Genomic DNA, 16,393 nt, shown 5'->3' with positions numbered 1-16,393 from the left:
GGGTGGGCCGGGGGGTTACTCCCCCTTCGGGGGGTGGGGTTTCGGGAGGGTGTAGTACCGGCCACGGGGGGTTGTGGGGGTGGGGGGGCCGGGGGTGTGCGTGTCTGCGGTGGCGTTGTGGGTGGGTGTTGCGGTTCCTCGCGCCCCTTGGGGGTGTTGCGGTTCCTCGCGCCCCTTGGGGGTGTTGCGGTTCGTCGGGTGCCTGCTGGCCTGTTGTGGTTGGCCGCGCAGTTCCCCGCGCCCCTTACGGGGCCGTCGAGGTTCGTCGGGTGTCTTTCGCGGCGTCGTGGCTGGGTGCGCAGTTCCCCGCGCCCCTATAGGGGGCGTTGGGGTTCGTGGGCGTCTGACGCGCCGTCTTGGCTGGGCGCGCCGTTCCTCGCGCCCCTTGGGGGCCTGGGCGTTCGTTGGGTGTCTGAGGTGGCGTCGTGGCTGGGTGCGCAGTTCCCCGCGCCCCTTGCGGGGCCTGCGGTCGCGCCCCTTGTGGGGCCCCTCGGGGCGTCAGCGGGGGGTTGGGTGGGTTTTCGTTATGGCCTTTGCGATCTTTTCTGCGTCCCGGGCCATTTCGCGCAGCATTCCGCTGATGGGGTTCGTGAAGCCGGTGAAGTAGAGACCGGGGGCCGACTTTGTGGTGCGGGGGCCGCGGGTGAGGGGCGTGCCCTTTGCGTCCAGTACGCCCAGGTCGCCTAGGAGCGGTTCCAGTGCCCGGCGGTAGCCCGTGGCCGCGATGACCGCCTCGGGGACGATCCGGGTGCCGTCGGCCAGGACGACCTTGCCGTCCTCGAAGGAGTCGACGGCCGCGACCGGTTCGACCTTGCCCTTGCGCACCGCGTCGATGAGGCCCACGTCCTGGACCGGGATCGCCCCCTGCTTGACGCGCGAGTACAGGCCGGTGTCCGGGCGGGGCAGCCCCCTCGCCGACAGGTCGGGAACGCTCACCCTGGCGATCGGGCCCGCGAGACGGTCCACGAGCGCGACGGGCAGCCTGCGGCACAGGATGCCCGTGCGCTGCGCGGGCCAGCCCGCGGTGGACCGGCGGACGATGTGCGGCGCGGTGCGCACCGCGAGCCGGACGCGGGCCGCGCCGCCCGCGACGAGGTCGACGGCGATCTCGGCGCCGGTGTTGCCGACGCCCACGACCAGGACGTCCTTGCCCTCGTACGGGCGCGGGTCGCGGTAGGCGCTCGCGTGCAGGAGTTCGCCTGTGTACGTGTCGCGGCCGGGCCAGTCCGGCAGGTGGGGCGTGTGGTTGTACCCGGTGGCGATCACCACCGCGCTGCCGGTCAACTCCCGTCCGCCGGTGGCGTGCAGGAGCCAGCCCGCGCCGTCGGCCGTACGCTCCAGGCGGGACACCTCGACGCCGGTGACGATCTCCAGCTCGTGGAACTCGGCGTACTTCTCCAGGTAGCGGAGCACGTTGTCACGTGACACCCAGCGTCCGAAGGAGCGCGGTATCGGGAGCCCCGGCAGGGCGGAGAGGCGGCGCGTCGTGTGCAGGTGCAGGCGGGCGTAGTGCGAGCGCCAAGAGGCGCCGACCCGGTCGGACTTCTCGAGCACGACCGCGCGTACGCCGCGGGCACGCAGCGCGGCCGCGACGGAGAGCCCGCCGGGTCCGCCGCCGACGACGTACACAGGACGGTCTTGCTGTGGCGCTTGTGGGGGAGTGGTGTCGGCCATGAACCTGAGAGTAATCACGCGATCACTTGATGGGGGACGGTCAAGCCCCAAACCGGTTGCGAATTGATCACGGGTATACGCGGCGCGCCCTGCGTCCGTGGGTTTCGCGCCACGTCCGCGGGCCCGGTGAGGCGTCCGCCCTCCTGCGTACGCCTCCTACTCGTACACCCCCTGGTACGCGTTGCTTTGAGTGCATGTCTTGCTTGTGCGCCGGGCATGCGGTGAACTGACTGACCGTCAGAAGTGGTTGTTGTGTGGCGTCAGAAAGCGGGCCGTCCTTGTGAGTACTTCGAGTTCCGCCAGCCCGCGCTTCGACCTCCCCGAGGCCGACGCCTTCACCCGGCCCTACTGGGACGCGGCGGCCGAAGGGCAGCTGCTGATCCGGCGCTGCGGGCGATGCGGCGAGGCGCACCACTACCCGCGCGAGTTCTGCCCCCACTGCTGGAGCGAGGACGTCACCTGGCAGCGGGCGAGCGGCCACGCCACGCTCTACACCTGGTCAGTGGTGCACCGGAACGACCTGCCGCCGTTCGGTACCCGCGTCCCGTACGTCGCCGCGGTCGTCGACCTCGCCGAAGGCCCGCGCATGATGACGGAGATCGTCGACTGCGAGGAGGGCGAGCTGCGGATCGGGATGGCGCTGGAGGCGGGGTTCCGGGATGTGGGGGAGGGGACGGTGGTCCCGGTGTTCCGGCCGCGGACCGCCCCGTAGCCACGAGGGGTGCATTGCCTGCTGCTGCACGCCGCTTAATTCGCTTCCGTCGGGCCTGCGGCCAGGGAGATCATGGTCCATGGCCTCCTCAAGTGCGCATGCGGGTGTCTGGCAGTTGACCTCCGACCTCGACGAGTTCCACTCCCGCGCCGCGGCCTTCCTGCACTCGGCGCCCGCCCTGCACACCGCGCTGCTCAGCGTCACCGACATGCTCCGTACGCGTGGGCTGCATGTGTACGGGAAGGAAGATCCCCTCTTCGGAATCCGCGCTGACGGTGACGGCGTCGTGAGCGGTGCCTTCCTGTGGACCCCGCCGCACTTGCCCACCCTCAGCCCGCTCGCAGGCACCGACGCGGCCGTCGACGTTGCCGCGGCCGACCAGCTCGCCGAAGTCCTCGCCGACGCGGGCCTCGCGCCTGCCGGGGTGGCGGCCGAGAGTGCCACCGCGGCTGCGTTCTCCGCCGCCTGGCAGCGGCGGACGCACGCCACCCCCGTCGTCCACTACGCCCAGCGGTTGTACCGCCTCGGCACCCTCACGCCGCCCCAGCCCGCACCGGCCGGCGGCGCGCGCGTCGCCACCGGCGGCGACCGGGCGCTGCTCGCGCTCTGGCACGGTGAGTTCCACGAGGCCCTCGGGCAGAAGGCCGCGATGGACGCCGGCGAATGGGCCGACGCCCGCCTCGCCTACGGGGGCGTCACCCTCTGGGAAGCCCCCGACGGCACCCCTCTCGCCATGGCGGGCAACACCCGCCGGGTCGCGGGCCAGGTCAGGATCGCCCCCGTCTACACCCCGGCCCACCTGCGCGGGCGGGGCTACGCGGGCGCGGTCACCGCCGCCGTGAGCGGCGCGGCGGTCGCGGCGGGCGCGGACGAGGTGCTGCTCTTCACCGACCTCGACAACCCCACGAGCAACGCGCTGTATCAGCGGCTCGGGTTCCGCCCGGTGCGGGACTTCGCGCAGTACAGCTTCACGTAGCAGCGCTTCACCCCTGGACCCTCATGCGGGCCGGGCCCCTCACGGCCACAGCAGCTCCTTGAGCCAGCTTCCGTCCGTCTGCCTGCGGTATCGCAGCCGCACGTGCCTGCGTCGCGCGTCCCCCTGGAAGAACTCGACCTCCGCCGGTTCGAGCACGTACAGCGTCCAGCTGGGCGCCGGTGCGTCCGGTTCCGCCTGCGCGTGCTCCCACGCGGCCTGGCTCGCGGCCACCAGATCCCCGTACGACGGGAGCACTTCGCTCTGCCTGCCGACGAGCGCCGACGCCAGTGCCCCTGGCGAACGACGTGCGAGGTCGGCGCGGCTCGCGGTGGCGCTCGCCGCCGTGACCCGGCCGCGCACGCGGACCTGGCGGCCCTGGACGGGCCAGTAGAACCCGAGCGCGGCCTCCGGGCGCGCGGCGAGCTGGCGGCCCTTGGCGCTGCCCGCGTGCGAGCCGAAGTGCCAGCCGTCGGCGTCCGCGTCGTGCAGCATCAGCGTCCGTACGTCAGGGCGCCCCGACTCGTCCGCCGTGGCCAGCGTCATCGTGTGTGGCTCCACTTGCCCCGCCTCGGCCACGTCCACGAACCACTGCCAGAAGAGGGGCAACGGCTCGGTGGGGGCGGTCTCCGGGTCGAACGGGGGCAGTTCGGTGTCCCAGACGCGGAGGGAGCGAAGGAGGGCGCGGCCGTGGGCGATGTCATCGGGCCTGTCGGTGTCGTCCATCCGCCGAATCTACGGGAGGGCTCGGCGAATCTACGTGAGCGGTCCAAGCCTGGGGCGAGGGTGACCCCCGCGGGACCGCACCCCGCACCCCGCACCCCGCAGCAATCCCCCTACCCCCGCCCCAGCACCACCGTCCCCGAAGAGCAGAACCATCCGCCCGTTCCCGAAGCCACCGCCACCTCTGGCAGGCCGCCCCGCGCCTTCCGGACCTGGCGGCCCTCGCCCGCCTCTCCGCGTAGTTGGCGTACGGCCTCCACCAGGAGGAACAGGCCGCGCATGCCCGGGTGTTGGGCGGAGAGGCCGCCGCCGTCCGTGTTCGTCGGGAGTTCGCCGCCCCGCAGCAGGCGGCCCTTCTCCACGAACGCGCCGCCCTCGCCCTTCGCGCAGAACCCCAGGTCCTCCAGCGTCACCAGGGTCATGTAGGTGAAGGCGTCGTAGATCTGCGCGATGTCTACGTCCTCGGGGCGTACCCCGGCCCGTTCGAAGGCGAGGCGGCCGCTGACCGCTGCCGGGGAGACCGTGAAGTCGTCCCATTCCGACATCGTCGTGTGCGAGACGTGCTCGCCGGTGCCGAGCACCCACACGGGGGTAGAGGCGCAGTCGGCCACGTACTCCTCCGCCGCGAGGAGCACCGCGCAGCCGCCGTCGGACCGGATGCAGCAGTGCAGTTTGGTGAACGGGTCCGCGATCATCGGGCCGCCGAGTACCTCGTCGACCGTGATCGGGTCGCGGTACATCGCGTCGGGGTTCGTCGCCGCGTTCGCCCGTGCCTGGACGGCCACCGAGGCGAGCTGTTCGAGCGTCGTGCCGTACTCGTGCATGTGGCGGCGCGCGGCCATCGCGTACTTGGCGATCAGGGAGTGCCCGTACGGGACCTCGAACTGGAGGGGCCCGCGCGCGCCGAAGGACAGGTTCGACGTGCGCCGCCCGGCCTTGATGTCCGCCCGCGCCGTCGAGCCGTAGACGAGGAGCACGGCGTTCGCGTGCCCGGCGGCGATCGCGTCCGCCGCGTGGGCCGCCATGACCTCCCAGGTGGATCCGCCCACGGAGGTGGAGTCGACCCAGCGCGGCTTCAGGCCCAGATACTCGGCGACCTCGACCGGGGCGAGCGTCCCGAGGCCGGCCGACGCGATGCCGTCGATGACCTCGCGGCCCAGGCCCGAGTCGGCCAGGGCTCGGCGGGCCGCCTGGGCGTGCAGGGCATAGGGGGTGGCCTCGTCGACGCGGCCGCAGTCGGAGAGGGATATGCCGACGACGGCCACCTTGCGCGTGCGGGTGGCCGCCGCGCCCGTACCGGCCGACGCCACAGGAGTGCTGTGGGGAAGGGGAGTTGGCATGAATCTGACGGTACATCAGGTTGGCGTGTCGCCGGGAGTCGTCGGGAGGTGTTACGTGGCGTCGTGACCCTGTGCATCTGGTCGGCACGGTCTTAGCATGACGGCCCGTCAGATTCGGGTGGCGGGCATGGCCGCCACCCCGGGGAGGAGCCCGCCGATGGACGCCGCCTTCACCGCGGAGCAGGAAGAAATCCGCCGCACCCTTCGTGAGCTCGTCACCAAACGCTGCGGCCCGGACGAGGTGAAGGCCGCGGTCCGCACCCCCGCCGGATACGACACCGCCCTCTGGTCCGCCCTCGCCGAACAGCTCGGCCTGCCCGGCATCGCCGTCCCCGAGTCGTACGGGGGTGTGGGGTGCGGCCCTGCGGAGCTCGCACTCGGCGGCGAGGAGCTCGGCCGCGCCCTCACCCCCTCGCCCCTCTTCGCCACGGCCGCGCTCGTCGCCCCGCTCCTTCACCGTCTCGGCACCGACGAGCAGCGGTCGCGGCTCCTGCCCCGCATCGCCACCGGCGGCCTCACCGCCGCGCTCGCCGTGCCCGGCACCGGACTCGCCACCGCGCTCGGCCTGGTCGGCGACAACCTCGGCGACTGGTCGGGCGGCGGCCGTGCGGGCGGCGTGCAGGCCAAGCTCTCGGACGACGGGGTCTGGCGGCTCTACGGGCAGGCGGAGCAGGTACTGGACGGGCACAGCGCGGGGCTGCTCGTGGTGGCCGCGCACACCGGGGGCTTCGCCCGCTCCCGTACGCTCCTCTATCTCGTGCCGGAGGGCGCCGCCGGACTCGTACGGACCCGGCAGATCTCCCTCGACGAGACACGGCCGCAGGCTCGCGTCGAACTGCGCGATGTGGAGGCGGAGTTGCTCGGCGTCACTGATGACGCCGACGTGCCGGGCGCGCTGGCCGCCGTCGGTGACATCGCCGCGACCGTGCTCGCCGCGGAGGCCGTGGGCGCCGCGGACCGGGCCCTTGAACGGACCGTCGAGTACGTCAAGCAGCGCGAGCAGTTCGGGCGGGCCATCGGCTCCTTCCAGGCGGTCAAGCACCGGCTCGCGGACGTGTACGTCCAGGTACAGGCCGCGCGGTCGGCCGCGTACTACGCGGCGTGGGCCACCGGGACGGGCTCCGGACAGATGGCTGGGCAGACGTCCGAGCAGGCCGGGGGGCTCGCGCTCGCGCAGTCGCTCGACGCGCTGCGGACCGCCGCGTCGGAGGCGGTGCAGCTGCACGGCGGCATCGGGTTCACCTGGGAGCACGAGGCGCATCTGTACTTCAAGCGGGCGTCGAGCGACGAACTGCTCTTCGGGCCCGTGCACCGGCTGCGGGCGCGGGCGGCGGAACGGGCCGACCTGTTCCGCGCGGCGACGGCGTCCACGTCCGAAGCGCAGCCGACGGTGGCCGTCTGATGCCGCCCGGTGTCCGCCTGATGCAGAAGGTGTCGTCCACCCGGGCCTTCGCGAAGATCGCCCCGCGCTTCATACCCGCGATGGACCGCACCGTGCACCGCCTCACGCGCGGCAAGGTGCTGCTCAGCGCGAAGATGCTGCCCGGCGTGATCCTGACGGTGCGCGGCGCCAAGAGCGGGATCCCGCGGCGCACGCCCTTGGCCTGTATGCCGGAGGAGTCCGGGAGTTGGATCCTGATCGGCTCCAACTTCGGGCGCCCGGGGCACCCCGCCTGGACCGGCAATCTGCTGGCCCACCCCGACGCGGACATCAGCTGGCACGGCAAGGACATCCCGGTACGGGCACGGCTGTTGAGGGGCGAGGAGCGGGAGAAGGTTTGGGAGGCGGTCCTGGCTTTCTGGCCGCCGTACGCCACGTATCAATCCCGGGTGGAGCGGGAGATCCGCTTGTTCCGCCTGGAGAGGCGCGGCTGATGCCGCGATGCCCGGCAGGGACCACAGCGGCGGACCACATAAGTGATCCGCCGCTGAGGCTGACAGGACAAAAGGACGGGAGCCCCGCAGGGGCTACTTCGTCGGCTTCTTGCCTGTTACGCCCAGATGCACCAACAGTGCGAGATTGGGCTTCAGTTCGGCCTGCTTGACGCCCCAGGTCTGGAAGCCCCGCTGGTGCGAGGCGACCGCGGCGAGCATGGCCACCAGGGAGCCGGCCATCGCCGCCGGGCTGACGTCCTTGTCGACCTTGCCCTTGGCCTGGAGCTCCTTGACCGTGTCCGTAAGGGAGTTGTTGACCGAGTTCAGGATCTTCATGCGGATCTTGTAGAAGCGCTTGTCGCCCTCGGCGGCGCCCAGATCGACCACCCGGAGGATCGCGTCGTTCTTGCGCCAGAAGTCGAGGAAGCCGTCGACCAGCTCCTGTGCGGTCTGCCACCCCGCCTTGCCGACCCAGGAGCGGCCGTCGAGGAGCTGGGTCAACTCCGCGCCTTCCGCCGCCATTTGCTCGGCGATCTCAAGGACGGCGCCTTCCACGTCGGGGAAGTACTGATAGAAGGTCGCGGGTGAAGTCCCCGCCTTCCGGGCGACGTCGATGACTTTGACGTCCCGGTAGGGCGAGGAGCTGAGCATCTCGCTGAGGCAGTCGAGCAGCTTCTGACGCGTCGCCTGACCTCGCCGACCGGCCACGCGGCCGTCGACGGTACGTACCTGTCCTGTCATGCCGTCAGCTTACCGAGGGGTGATCGGAGCGCGATTCGGCCGAGTGCAAATGGGGTTGGGGGCCGTATCGAGGGGCGTATTTCTCTCGATTTCGCGCGCCGGTGGGGAGCCGTACGTGAATAGTTCGTGCGTTCGAATCAAGTTTCGCTCACATATCTCCTTCTTCTTGCGCCTTCTTTGTCCCACAACACCCCGATCCCGCCCCGGGTTCGCAACCACCGCCCCGGACAGGAAGAATCAGGGTGCGTGCCGCCGTAGCGGCTCGGTGGTGAGACGCTGCACGGGGCCGCCCATACGGCGCCCGCGTACGGGGAGGTGGCAGGGCAAGTGGTGGATCAGCTGACGCAGCACGATCCGAGGCGGATCGGCCCGTTCGAGGTGCTCGGCAGGCTCGGAGCCGGTGGCATGGGCCTTGTCTACCTCGCGCGCTCCGCGTCAGGGCGGCGCGTGGCGATCAAGACGGTCAGGACCGAGCTCGCCGAGGACCAGCTTTTCCGCGTCCGCTTCACGCGCGAGGTCGAGGCGGCGCGAGCCGTGTCCGGTTTCTACACGGCCGCCGTCGTGGACGCCGATCCGCGCGCGGCCGTGCCGTGGCTGGCCACCGCCTACGTACCCGCTCCCTCGCTCGAAGAAATAGTGAATGAGCACGGTCCGCTGCCCACCCAGGCCGTGCGCTGGCTCGCGGCCGGCGTCGCCGAGGCCCTGGAGTCCATCCACGGCGCGGGCCTCGTCCACCGCGACCTCAAGCCGTCGAACGTCCTCGTGGTGGAGGACGGCCCGCGCGTGATCGACTTCGGCATCGCGTCCGGCGTCTCCAACACCCGCCTGACCATGACGAACGTCGCGGTGGGCACGCCCGCGTACATGTCGCCCGAGCAGGCCAAGGACTCCCGCAGCGTCACTGGCGCCAGCGACGTGTTCTCGCTCGGCTCGATGCTCGTCTTCGCCGCCACCGGCCACGCGCCCTTCCACGGGGCGAACCCCGTGGAGACCGTCTTCATGCTGCTCCGCGAAGGCCCCGACCTAGAGGGACTCCCGGACGAGCTGCGTCCGCTCATCGAGACGTGCATGCAGATGGAGGCGGTGCTGCGGCCAAGCCCCGCCGACCTCCAGGCCCAGCTCGCGCCGCACCTCTTCGCCTCGGAGAGCGAGGACGGCGACAGCGGCACCGCGTCCGCGTGGCTGCCGGAGCGGGCCGTCGCCCTGATCGAGGCCCGCAGGGGAGGCCGTCCGCCCGCGCGGGCCGCGCTCGCCTCCTCCGGCAGGAGCGGCGGCCGTGGCGGCGCTCCCGCCGTCGCGCCGCCCCCTCCGCAGCACGCGCCGCCGGTACCGCCGACGCAGCCGCCGCCCTTCGGGGGTGTGCCGGACGCCGGTCCCGTGCACCTGGCCGGGGCGAAGGTGCCGATCGGTCCCGGCCCGCGGGTGGCCGACGCACGGGCCGCCGTCGGCTCGATGCCCGCCGACACTGGCCTCGCCGCCTCGTGGTCGCGGTCCAGGGCCGCGGCGAACGGCGCCGACCCCGTGGTGCCCGCCCCCACCGCCGCGCCGGACGCGGGGGCCGCGTGGCGGCCGTGGCGCTTCCGGATGTCGAACGACGTGTGGGGTACGCCCGCCGTCGCGGGGAACCTCGTCTACGTCACGTCCTTCGAGGTCCACGCCCTGGACGTCGGCACGGGCCGGCGCAGCTTCAAGACGCGGGACGTCGCCTGGTCCATTGGCGTCGCCGACGGACGTATCCACGCCTCCGACGGCCCCACGCTCTACGCCCTCGACGGCTCCGACGGCACCGACCTGTGGCGCCTGAACACCGACGCCTGGGTGTACTCCCTCCAGGCCGACCGGGGCACCGTCGTCACGGGGACGCGCGGCGGCGGCGTACAGGCCTGGGAGGCCGCGAGCGGCCAGAAGCTCTGGGAGATCACCGGGGCGCAGACCGACTTCGAGACCCCCGAGGCGGGACCCGTCGTCCACGACGGCACGGTCTACGTCTGGAAGGACGCGCGCCTGCGCGCCCTGGAGGCCCGCACCGGCGACGAGCGCTGGTCGTACCCCATCGGCGACGCGGCCTCCTGCGGCGGCGTCCCGGTGCGGCTCGCGCCCGCCCAGGACGGGTACGTGTACGTGTCCGCGGGCTCCCGGGTCCTCGCGATCGACGTGGCGGGCGGGCATGTCCGCTGGCACTTCGAGGCGCCCGCCGCGTTCCTGTGTCCGCCCGCGTTCGCGCCGGGGCCCGCAGTCACCGGCGGCGGCGTGTACCTCGCGGACTACCTCGGAACGGTGTACGCCCTCGACGCCACGGACGGCCGCGACCGGTGGCGCATCGCCACGGAGTCCCGGGCGTCGATCGAGCCCGTCCTGGTCGCCGACGGCCACGTCCACGTGGGCAGCGGCAAGGGGCTCTACACGCTTGACGCGGTGACGGGCACGCCGAAGTGGCGGTTCCAGGCCGGCGGCGAGGTCGTCGGCACGCCCGTCGTGGCCGACCGGCGCATCCACTTCGGCTCGACCGACCACCTCCTCTACACGCTGAAGGCGGACGACGGCCGCCTGCGCTGGAAGCTGGCCACGGGCGGCGAGATCACCGGGGCGCCGGTGGTGCGGGATGGCGTGGTGTACGCGTGCAGCAAGGACCGCTGCGTGTACGCGCTGGACGCGGAGCGGGGGACGGGCACGGCTCGGTCCTAGCGGACCTGGGGTGCTGCTCGGTGCGGGTCGTGTCCGCCCCGCGCCGCCGCCCCGCGGCGGATCTTTCCCGCCCACCCACCCGGTTACCCCGCGTCGGGCCCACCGGGCGCAGAACGTGCCTCGTGACGGCCGTCGTACCAGCTTTGGAAGGGGCTCCGGACGGCGGCCGTCCACTCGTGACGCTACGCCGACTGGATGAACCCTGCCAGGCGGCGGCCCGGACCCCGGGCGTCGTCAGGGGCGCGGGGAACTGCGCGACCAGCCACGACGAACCCGCACCGGGAAGCCGCCCTCGCTCACCCGGCCCGGAAGTTGCTGCTCACCTGATACGGAAGCCGCTGCCGCGCCCCGTGAAGAGACCCGCCTGTCGCTCCGGGGGGAGGTTGCCGAGTGCGATGAGGTGGGGGGCCTGGGTCAGGGCCTGGGTGCGGGCGGCCTCCTTCGCCGCCCAGAGCGCCCGTACCGTCCCCTGGACCGGCTCGGTCGGGTACGAGGCGATGACCTCCGCGGCGCGGCCGGCCGCCGCCAACAGATCGGCGGCCGGAGCCAGTTCGGAGACCAGGCCGATCTCGTACGCCCTCCGCGCGGAGACCCGCTCGGCCGTACCCATCAGCGACATCCTGGCCACCTCGCCCAGCGGCATGCGCTGCGCCATGAGGATCGCCTCGTACGCGCTGACCATGCCGTACGTGGTGTGCGGGTCGAAGAACGTGGCGTGCTCGGCGGCGATGACGAACTCCGCCTCGCCCAGAAGATAGAAGGCCCCGCCGCACGCCATGCCGTTGACGGCGGCGATGACCGGCTTCCACAGGTCGTTGGCCTTGGGGCCGACGGAGAGCAGCGGATCGTCCATCGAGTAGGGGGAGCCGGGCTGCGGGACATCCGTGTCGCGGTCGATGCCCGTGCAGAACGCCTTCTCGCCGGCCCCGGTGAGCACGATCGCCCGCACGGTGTCGTCGAAGCGGAACCCCCGCCAGGCGCTGGCGAGTTGATCCGCCGTCTCGGTGTCGATGGCGTTGTGCCGGGCCGGGCGGTCGAGGGTGACGACCGCTACGCCCGTGTCCTTGTCGATCGCCGTACGCAGGCTCACGGCCGCTCCAGGAGCCAGCGGGGCATCGCGATCCCGTTCACGTCGGTGAACGCGACCTGCACCTTCGCTCCGATACGCAGGCGCTCGGGGTCGACGGAGTTCAGCGGGGCGTCCGGGGCGGCGACGAGGTTGCCGACCAGGCGGATGCGGGGGGCCTCGGCCAGCTCGACGATGATCGCGTTGTACGGGGCGTGTTCCCCGTACGCGGGGAGCAGGGGTGGGTGCGGGCGGACGTAGGACCAGATGCGGCCGCGTCCGCTCATGCGGCGCCACTCGCTCTCGAAGGACTGGCAGTGCGGGCAGCAGGGCCTGGGCGGCCACCGGAGCTCGCCACAGCTGGGGTCGGCGCAGGCCTGGATCCTCAGTTCGCCCTGGGCGGCGTACTCCCAGAAGGGGGCGCCGTCCGTATCGATGGTGGGGGACAGGAGGGGCTCGGTCTCAGTCGTCGCGTCTGCCATGTGGTTGTCCTCTTTCGGGTGCGGGACCGTCGTGGTTGCTCGCGCAGTTCCCCGCGCCCCTTACGGGGCCCGCAGCAGTACCGCCGACGTGGGCACACCTTCGCCCGCCGTCACCAGGCAAGTAGCCGCGTTCGGCACCTGCGCCGTGCTCGTGCCCCGTAGCTGCTTCACGCCCTCGTTGATGAGGTTGAAGCCATGGACGTACGCCTCGCTCAGGCCGCCACCCCCGGTGTTGATCGGCAGCCGGCCGCCGCTCTCCAGCGCGCCGCCCTCCGTGAACGCGCCGCCCTCGCCGCGGCCGCAGAAGCCGTAGCCCTCCAGGGACAGCGGGATCAGGGGGGTGAAGGCGTCGTAGATCTGGGCCACGTCCACGTCCTCGGGTGCGAAGTCCGCCTGCTTCCAGAGGTGGCGGGCTGCCGTCCACGCGGGGCCCGTCAGCGGGTCGTCGTTCCAGTAGTTGACCATCCCGTGGTGCTGGGCCGGCAGCCCCTGGGCGACGGAGTGGACGTACACGGGCTTCTGGCGGCAGTCCCGCGCCCGCTCGGCCGACACGATCACGCACGCCAGCGCGCCGTCCGTCTCCAGGCAGTTGTCGAAGAGGCACAGTGGCTCGCTGATCCAGCGTGACGACATGTACATCTCGCGGGTGAGCGGGCGTTCGTACATCATCGCGGCGGGGTTCTGGTTCGCCCGGTTCCTGCACGCGAGAGCGACGTTGAAGAGGTGGTCGCGGGTCGCCCCGTACTCGTGCATGTAGCGGCGCGCCAGCATCCCGATCTCGTCCGCCGGGCGGAGCAGGCCGAAGGGGCGTGTCCACTGGCCGGGGGTGGGGAGTTGGACCGCCGTGTTCTTCCAGGGGCGCGGCCCGCTGCCGCGCTTGCGGGAGCGCCAGGCGATGCCCACACTCGCCTGGCCGGTGGCGACGGCGGCCGCGAGGTGGGCGATGGTCGCGCAGGAACCGCCGCCCCCGTAGCCGACCTTGCTGAAGAAGGTCACGTCGCCCGCGCCGATGGCCTTGGCGACCTCGACCTCGTCCGTCTCCTCCATCGTGTACGAGGCGAAGGCGTCGACCTCGGAGGGGGCGATGCCCGCGTCGTCGAGCGCGGCGACGATCGCCCGGCAGGCCAACGTCTTCTCGTCCTCGGGCAGTTGTTTCGCGAACGCGGTCTGCCCGATCCCGACTATCGCTGTAGCGTCCTTGAGTGAAGCCATGGGCAACGACACCTCCGCGAGTGGCGAGGCCCCAGGGCTTCGCCATACGTCGTCCCGACTGCTGACAGCGCGTCAGGTTACAGCTAATCTGACGGATAGTCAGCTACTGCGGCGGAGGGGCTTGCGATGCGCGGCGACCTGGAGTGGGGCAGCATCCCGGGACTGGTCCGGGCGGCAGTCGAGCGGTACGGGGACCGGGAAGCGGTCGTCGAGGGCCGCACCCGCATCTCGTACGCGGAGCTGGGCCGACGCGTGGAGCGAGCCACCGCCGCGTGCATGGCGAGCGGGGTCAACTCCGGTGACCGGGTGGCCGTCTGGGCGCCGAACACCTTGGACTGGATCGTCTCCGCGCTCGGCGCGGTCTCGGCGGGCGCGGTCCTCGTCCCCCTCAACACCCGCTTCAAGGGCGCCGAGGCGGCCTACGTACTGCAACGCAGCCGCGCGAAGCTGCTCTTCGTGACGGGCACGTTCCTCGGCACGTCGTACGTCGCCTCGCTGCGGCGTGCCGCGGCGGAGGGGCAGGGGGAGGGGCCGCTGCCGGGACTCCCGCGTCTGGAGCAGGTGGTCGTCCTCGCCGACGACGCCCCGGAGGACTTCCGCACCTGGAAGGAGTTCGTGGCCGGCGGTGACGGGGTGAGCGGTGAGGCGGTGCGGGCCAGGGCGGCGAGCGTCGACGGTTCGTCCCCCTCGGACATCGTCTACACCTCGGGCACGACCGGCCGCCCCAAGGGCGCGGTCATCACCCACGCCCAGAGTCTGCGCTGCTACGGCATCTGGAGCGAGCTCGCGGGCCTGCGGGAAGGTGACCGCTACCTCATCGTCAACCCTTTCTTCCACACCTTCGGCTACAAGGCGGGGATCATCGCCTGCCTGATGCGCGGCGCGACGATGATCCCGCAGCCGGTCTTCAACGTGGACACGGTCCTCGCGAACGTGGCGGCGGAACGGATCTCGGTGCTCCCCGGCCCGCCCACCCTCCACCAGTCCCTCCTCGACCACCCCGCCCGCGACCAGCACGACCTGTCGGCCCTGCGCCTGGTGGTGACGGGCGCGGCGGTGGTCCCGCTGCAACTGGTCGAGCGGCTGCGCGCCGAGCTGCACATCGCCACGGTCCTGACGGCGTACGGCCTCTCCGAGGCGAGCGGCATCGTCACGATGTGCCGCCAGGGAGACGCGGCCCAGGTCATCGCCTCCACCTCGGGCCGGGCGATCCCGGACACCGAGGTACGGGTGGTGAGCCCCGGCGGCGACGAGCTCGCCCCGGGCCACCCCGGCGAGGTCCTGGTGCGCGGACACAACGTCATGCAGGGCTACTTCGAGGACCCGGCGGAGACGAAGAAGACGCTCACGCAGGACGGCTGGCTGCGGACGGGCGATGTCGGGGTCCTCGACGAGGACGGGAACCTCCGCATCACGGACCGCATCAAGGACATGTTCATCGTCGGCGGGTTCAACGCCTACCCCGCGGAGATAGAGCAACTCATCGGCGTGCACCCACAAGTGGCGGACGTGGCGGTGATCGGCGTACCGGACCCGCGCCTCGGCGAGGTCGGCAAGGCGTACGTGGTCCGGCGCGCGGGAGCGGTCCTCACGGCGGACGACCTGATCGCCTGGTCACGCCGCGAGATGGCGAACTACAAGGTCCCCAGGGAGATCGAGTTCGTGACGGAGCTGCCGAGGAACGCGAGCGGCAAGGTCGTCAAGCACGAACTGCGCTGTCGCCGCCCCTAGTTGCCCTGTCCCTGGTCGGCTGCACTCCGCTAGGCGGCACTGCGCTCGGCCGCACTGCGCTCGACGCAGAATTCGTTGCCCTCCAGGTCGCTGAGGGTCACCCAGCCGCGCCCGTCGGGCCGCCGGTGGTCGCCCACGACCTTGGCGCCGAGCGCGAGGAGCCGCTCGACCTCTTCGTCGCGGGTGCGGTCCTGCGGCTGGAGGTCCACATGCAGGCGGTTCTTGACGGTCTTGGTGTCGGGCACGGTCACGAACAGCACGGCGATGCCGTCGGCGGTGACCAGGGCTTCCGGGTCCCCCGGAAAGTCGTCGTCGGCGATCTTCCCGCCGAGTACTTCGGCCCAGAAGATGCCCTGTCGGTAGGCGTCGGAACAGTCAAAGGTGAGGTGGCGCACGAGAGAGGCCATGCGCCGCACTATCGGCGAGGGGCGCGTCGGCTGTCCAACGAATTTCAGTGCCTGCCGGGGGGCGGTGCTGGTCGTTGCCTGCTGGGGGTGGTGCTGGTCGTCGTGGGTCTTGAACGCACGTCCTGAACGAGCGTTCTGAACGGACGTTCAAGTCTGCTGTACGGTGGACCCATGGGACACCGGGAACAGCTGATGGTCGGCGCCAAGCGATGCCTTCAGGAGCGGGGGTACGCACGGACGACCTCGCGCGACATCGCCGCCGCCGCGAACAACGCCCCCGTGGGGACGATCAACTACCACTACGGCTCCAAGGAGGCCCTGCTCAACGCCGCACTCCTTGAGACCCTCATGGAGTGGGGCACGGCGATCGTGGCCGTGCCGCCGGATGCGCGGGCCCCCGAGCCCCTGGAGCGGATGTGGGCCCGGATCATCGGCTCCGCGGCCACGGACCGGCCCATGCTGGTCGCGAGTACGGAAGCCTTCGCCCAGGCCGAGCGCGCCCCCGAGATCCGCGAGCAGATCGCAGCCGCGTACGAGCGCGCACGCCCCGACATGGCCGCCCACCTGCACGGCATCGACGCCACCGACGACCCGGACACGGCCCGCGCGGTCGGCTCGGTGCACATGGCCCTCGTCGCGGGCCTGACCCAGCAGTGGCTGATCGACCCGGACCACGCCCCGTCGGCGCACGACGTGGCCGCGGGCCTGCGCGTCATCGCCCGACGGCTCGAAGAGGATGCCGAGTCCTCCCCGAGCGCCGCCGCCGACTGAA

At 71.9% G+C, this 16,393-nt stretch carries 15 protein-coding genes; 7 read left to right on the top strand and 8 right to left on the bottom strand.

Annotation, left to right across the window (positions count from 1 at the left end; translation table 11 throughout):
- Positions 1-498 precede the first annotated feature (498 nt).
- On the bottom strand, positions 499-1,674 hold the full coding sequence (locus ACIBCK_RS14965) for a flavin-containing monooxygenase (protein ID WP_399390224.1): 1,176 nt from the start codon (positions 1,672-1,674) through the stop codon (positions 499-501).
- Between the two features lie 280 nt (positions 1,675-1,954).
- Here ACIBCK_RS14965 and ACIBCK_RS14960 point away from each other — a divergent pair, with 280 nt between their 5' ends.
- On the top strand, positions 1,955-2,386 hold the full coding sequence (locus ACIBCK_RS14960; RefSeq protein ID WP_399390222.1) for a Zn-ribbon domain-containing OB-fold protein: 432 nt from the start codon (positions 1,955-1,957) through the stop codon (positions 2,384-2,386).
- A 79-nt stretch (positions 2,387-2,465) separates the two neighbouring features.
- The gene (locus ACIBCK_RS14955; protein ID WP_399390220.1) at positions 2,466-3,362 is read left to right on the top strand and encodes a GNAT family N-acetyltransferase; all 897 of its coding nucleotides are present in this window, start codon (positions 2,466-2,468) and stop codon (positions 3,360-3,362) included.
- 39 nt (positions 3,363-3,401) lie between these two features.
- Here the strand turns inward: ACIBCK_RS14955 and ACIBCK_RS14950 are convergent, their stop codons facing one another.
- Both ACIBCK_RS14950 and ACIBCK_RS14945 read right to left on the bottom strand, forming a co-directional pair.
- Complete coding sequence (locus ACIBCK_RS14950) at positions 3,402-4,085, bottom strand: pyridoxal 5'-phosphate synthase (protein ID WP_399390218.1); 684 nt, start codon at positions 4,083-4,085, stop codon at positions 3,402-3,404.
- Between the two features lie 110 nt (positions 4,086-4,195).
- Positions 4,196-5,422 (bottom strand): thiolase C-terminal domain-containing protein, encoded by a 1,227-nt coding sequence (locus tag ACIBCK_RS14945; protein WP_399390216.1) that lies wholly within the window; start codon positions 5,420-5,422, stop codon positions 4,196-4,198.
- A gap of 157 nt (positions 5,423-5,579) precedes the next feature.
- Here ACIBCK_RS14945 and ACIBCK_RS14940 point away from each other — a divergent pair, with 157 nt between their 5' ends.
- Together ACIBCK_RS14940 and ACIBCK_RS14935 are read left to right on the top strand one after the other, a co-directional pair.
- Positions 5,580-6,824: an acyl-CoA dehydrogenase family protein gene (locus ACIBCK_RS14940; RefSeq protein WP_399390686.1), complete on the top strand. Its 1,245-nt coding sequence runs from the start codon at positions 5,580-5,582 to the stop codon at positions 6,822-6,824.
- Complete coding sequence (locus tag ACIBCK_RS14935) at positions 6,824-7,297, top strand: nitroreductase family deazaflavin-dependent oxidoreductase (protein WP_399390214.1); 474 nt, start codon at positions 6,824-6,826, stop codon at positions 7,295-7,297. The genes ACIBCK_RS14940 and ACIBCK_RS14935 overlap by 1 nt, the downstream gene beginning before the upstream one ends.
- 93 nt (positions 7,298-7,390) lie before the next feature.
- Here the strand turns inward: ACIBCK_RS14935 and ACIBCK_RS14930 are convergent, their stop codons facing one another.
- Positions 7,391-8,038, bottom strand: a complete 648-nt coding sequence (locus ACIBCK_RS14930) for a TetR family transcriptional regulator (RefSeq protein WP_135335578.1) — start codon at positions 8,036-8,038, stop codon at positions 7,391-7,393.
- Positions 8,039-8,365: 327 nt separating this feature from the next.
- Here ACIBCK_RS14930 and ACIBCK_RS14925 point away from each other — a divergent pair, with 327 nt between their 5' ends.
- Positions 8,366-10,723, top strand: a complete 2,358-nt coding sequence (locus ACIBCK_RS14925; protein ID WP_399390212.1) for a PQQ-binding-like beta-propeller repeat protein — start codon at positions 8,366-8,368, stop codon at positions 10,721-10,723.
- Between the two features lie 319 nt (positions 10,724-11,042).
- Here ACIBCK_RS14925 and ACIBCK_RS14920 read toward each other — a convergent pair whose 3' ends face one another.
- The 3 genes from ACIBCK_RS14920 to ACIBCK_RS14910 are packed head-to-tail and all read right to left on the bottom strand — an operon-like array spanning position 11,043 to position 13,483.
- Positions 11,043-11,813 carry an enoyl-CoA hydratase/isomerase family protein gene (locus tag ACIBCK_RS14920; protein WP_399390210.1) on the bottom strand — a complete coding sequence of 257 codons (771 nt, stop codon included), beginning with the start codon at positions 11,811-11,813 and terminating at the stop codon, positions 11,043-11,045.
- Positions 11,810-12,271, bottom strand: coding sequence for a Zn-ribbon domain-containing OB-fold protein (locus tag ACIBCK_RS14915; RefSeq protein ID WP_399390208.1), 462 nt, complete (start codon positions 12,269-12,271; stop codon positions 11,810-11,812). Before ACIBCK_RS14915 ends, ACIBCK_RS14920 begins: the two co-directional genes overlap by 4 nt.
- A 60-nt stretch (positions 12,272-12,331) precedes the next feature.
- Positions 12,332-13,483 (bottom strand): lipid-transfer protein, encoded by a 1,152-nt coding sequence (locus ACIBCK_RS14910; RefSeq protein WP_399390206.1) that lies wholly within the window; start codon positions 13,481-13,483, stop codon positions 12,332-12,334.
- A gap of 126 nt (positions 13,484-13,609) precedes the next feature.
- On the opposite strand from ACIBCK_RS14910, the gene ACIBCK_RS14905 reads away from it, so the two are divergent.
- Positions 13,610-15,214 carry a FadD3 family acyl-CoA ligase gene (locus tag ACIBCK_RS14905; protein ID WP_399390204.1) on the top strand — a complete coding sequence of 535 codons (1,605 nt, stop codon included), beginning with the start codon at positions 13,610-13,612 and terminating at the stop codon, positions 15,212-15,214.
- Positions 15,215-15,243: 29 nt separating this feature from the next.
- Here ACIBCK_RS14905 and ACIBCK_RS14900 read toward each other — a convergent pair whose 3' ends face one another.
- Positions 15,244-15,621, bottom strand: a complete 378-nt coding sequence (locus ACIBCK_RS14900) for a VOC family protein (RefSeq protein ID WP_399390202.1) — start codon at positions 15,619-15,621, stop codon at positions 15,244-15,246.
- Positions 15,622-15,792: 171 nt separating this feature from the next.
- On the opposite strand from ACIBCK_RS14900, the gene ACIBCK_RS14895 reads away from it, so the two are divergent.
- Positions 15,793-16,392 (top strand): TetR/AcrR family transcriptional regulator, encoded by a 600-nt coding sequence (locus ACIBCK_RS14895; RefSeq protein ID WP_399390200.1) that lies wholly within the window; start codon positions 15,793-15,795, stop codon positions 16,390-16,392.
- Position 16,393: the final 1 nt, after the last annotated feature.

The organism is Streptomyces sp. NPDC051218 (assembly GCF_044455475.1).
Lineage (GTDB): Bacteria > Actinomycetota > Actinomycetes > Streptomycetales > Streptomycetaceae > Streptomyces.
This window is presented reverse-complemented; position numbering and strand designations above follow the sequence as displayed.

Excerpts from the sequence above, each read along its gene's own strand:
- ACIBCK_RS14965 (WP_399390224.1), bottom strand. The coding sequence starts at position 1,674 with ATGGCCGACACCACTCCCCCACAAGCGCCACAGCAAGACCGTCCTGTG.
- ACIBCK_RS14955 (WP_399390220.1), top strand. The coding sequence starts at position 2,466 with ATGGCCTCCTCAAGTGCGCATGCGGGTGTCTGGCAGTTGACCTCCGAC.
- ACIBCK_RS14950 (WP_399390218.1), bottom strand. The coding sequence starts at position 4,085 with ATGGACGACACCGACAGGCCCGATGACATCGCCCACGGCCGCGCCCTC.
- ACIBCK_RS14945 (WP_399390216.1), bottom strand. The coding sequence starts at position 5,422 with ATGCCAACTCCCCTTCCCCACAGCACTCCTGTGGCGTCGGCCGGTACG.
- ACIBCK_RS14940 (WP_399390686.1), top strand. The coding sequence starts at position 5,580 with ATGGACGCCGCCTTCACCGCGGAGCAGGAAGAAATCCGCCGCACCCTT.
- ACIBCK_RS14935 (WP_399390214.1), top strand. The coding sequence starts at position 6,824 with ATGCCGCCCGGTGTCCGCCTGATGCAGAAGGTGTCGTCCACCCGGGCC.
- ACIBCK_RS14930 (WP_135335578.1), bottom strand. The coding sequence starts at position 8,038 with ATGACAGGACAGGTACGTACCGTCGACGGCCGCGTGGCCGGTCGGCGA.
- ACIBCK_RS14915 (WP_399390208.1), bottom strand. The coding sequence starts at position 12,271 with ATGGCAGACGCGACGACTGAGACCGAGCCCCTCCTGTCCCCCACCATC.
- ACIBCK_RS14910 (WP_399390206.1), bottom strand. The coding sequence starts at position 13,483 with ATGGCTTCACTCAAGGACGCTACAGCGATAGTCGGGATCGGGCAGACC.
- ACIBCK_RS14905 (WP_399390204.1), top strand. The coding sequence starts at position 13,610 with ATGCGCGGCGACCTGGAGTGGGGCAGCATCCCGGGACTGGTCCGGGCG.
- ACIBCK_RS14900 (WP_399390202.1), bottom strand. The coding sequence starts at position 15,621 with ATGGCCTCTCTCGTGCGCCACCTCACCTTTGACTGTTCCGACGCCTAC.
- ACIBCK_RS14895 (WP_399390200.1), top strand. The coding sequence starts at position 15,793 with ATGGGACACCGGGAACAGCTGATGGTCGGCGCCAAGCGATGCCTTCAG.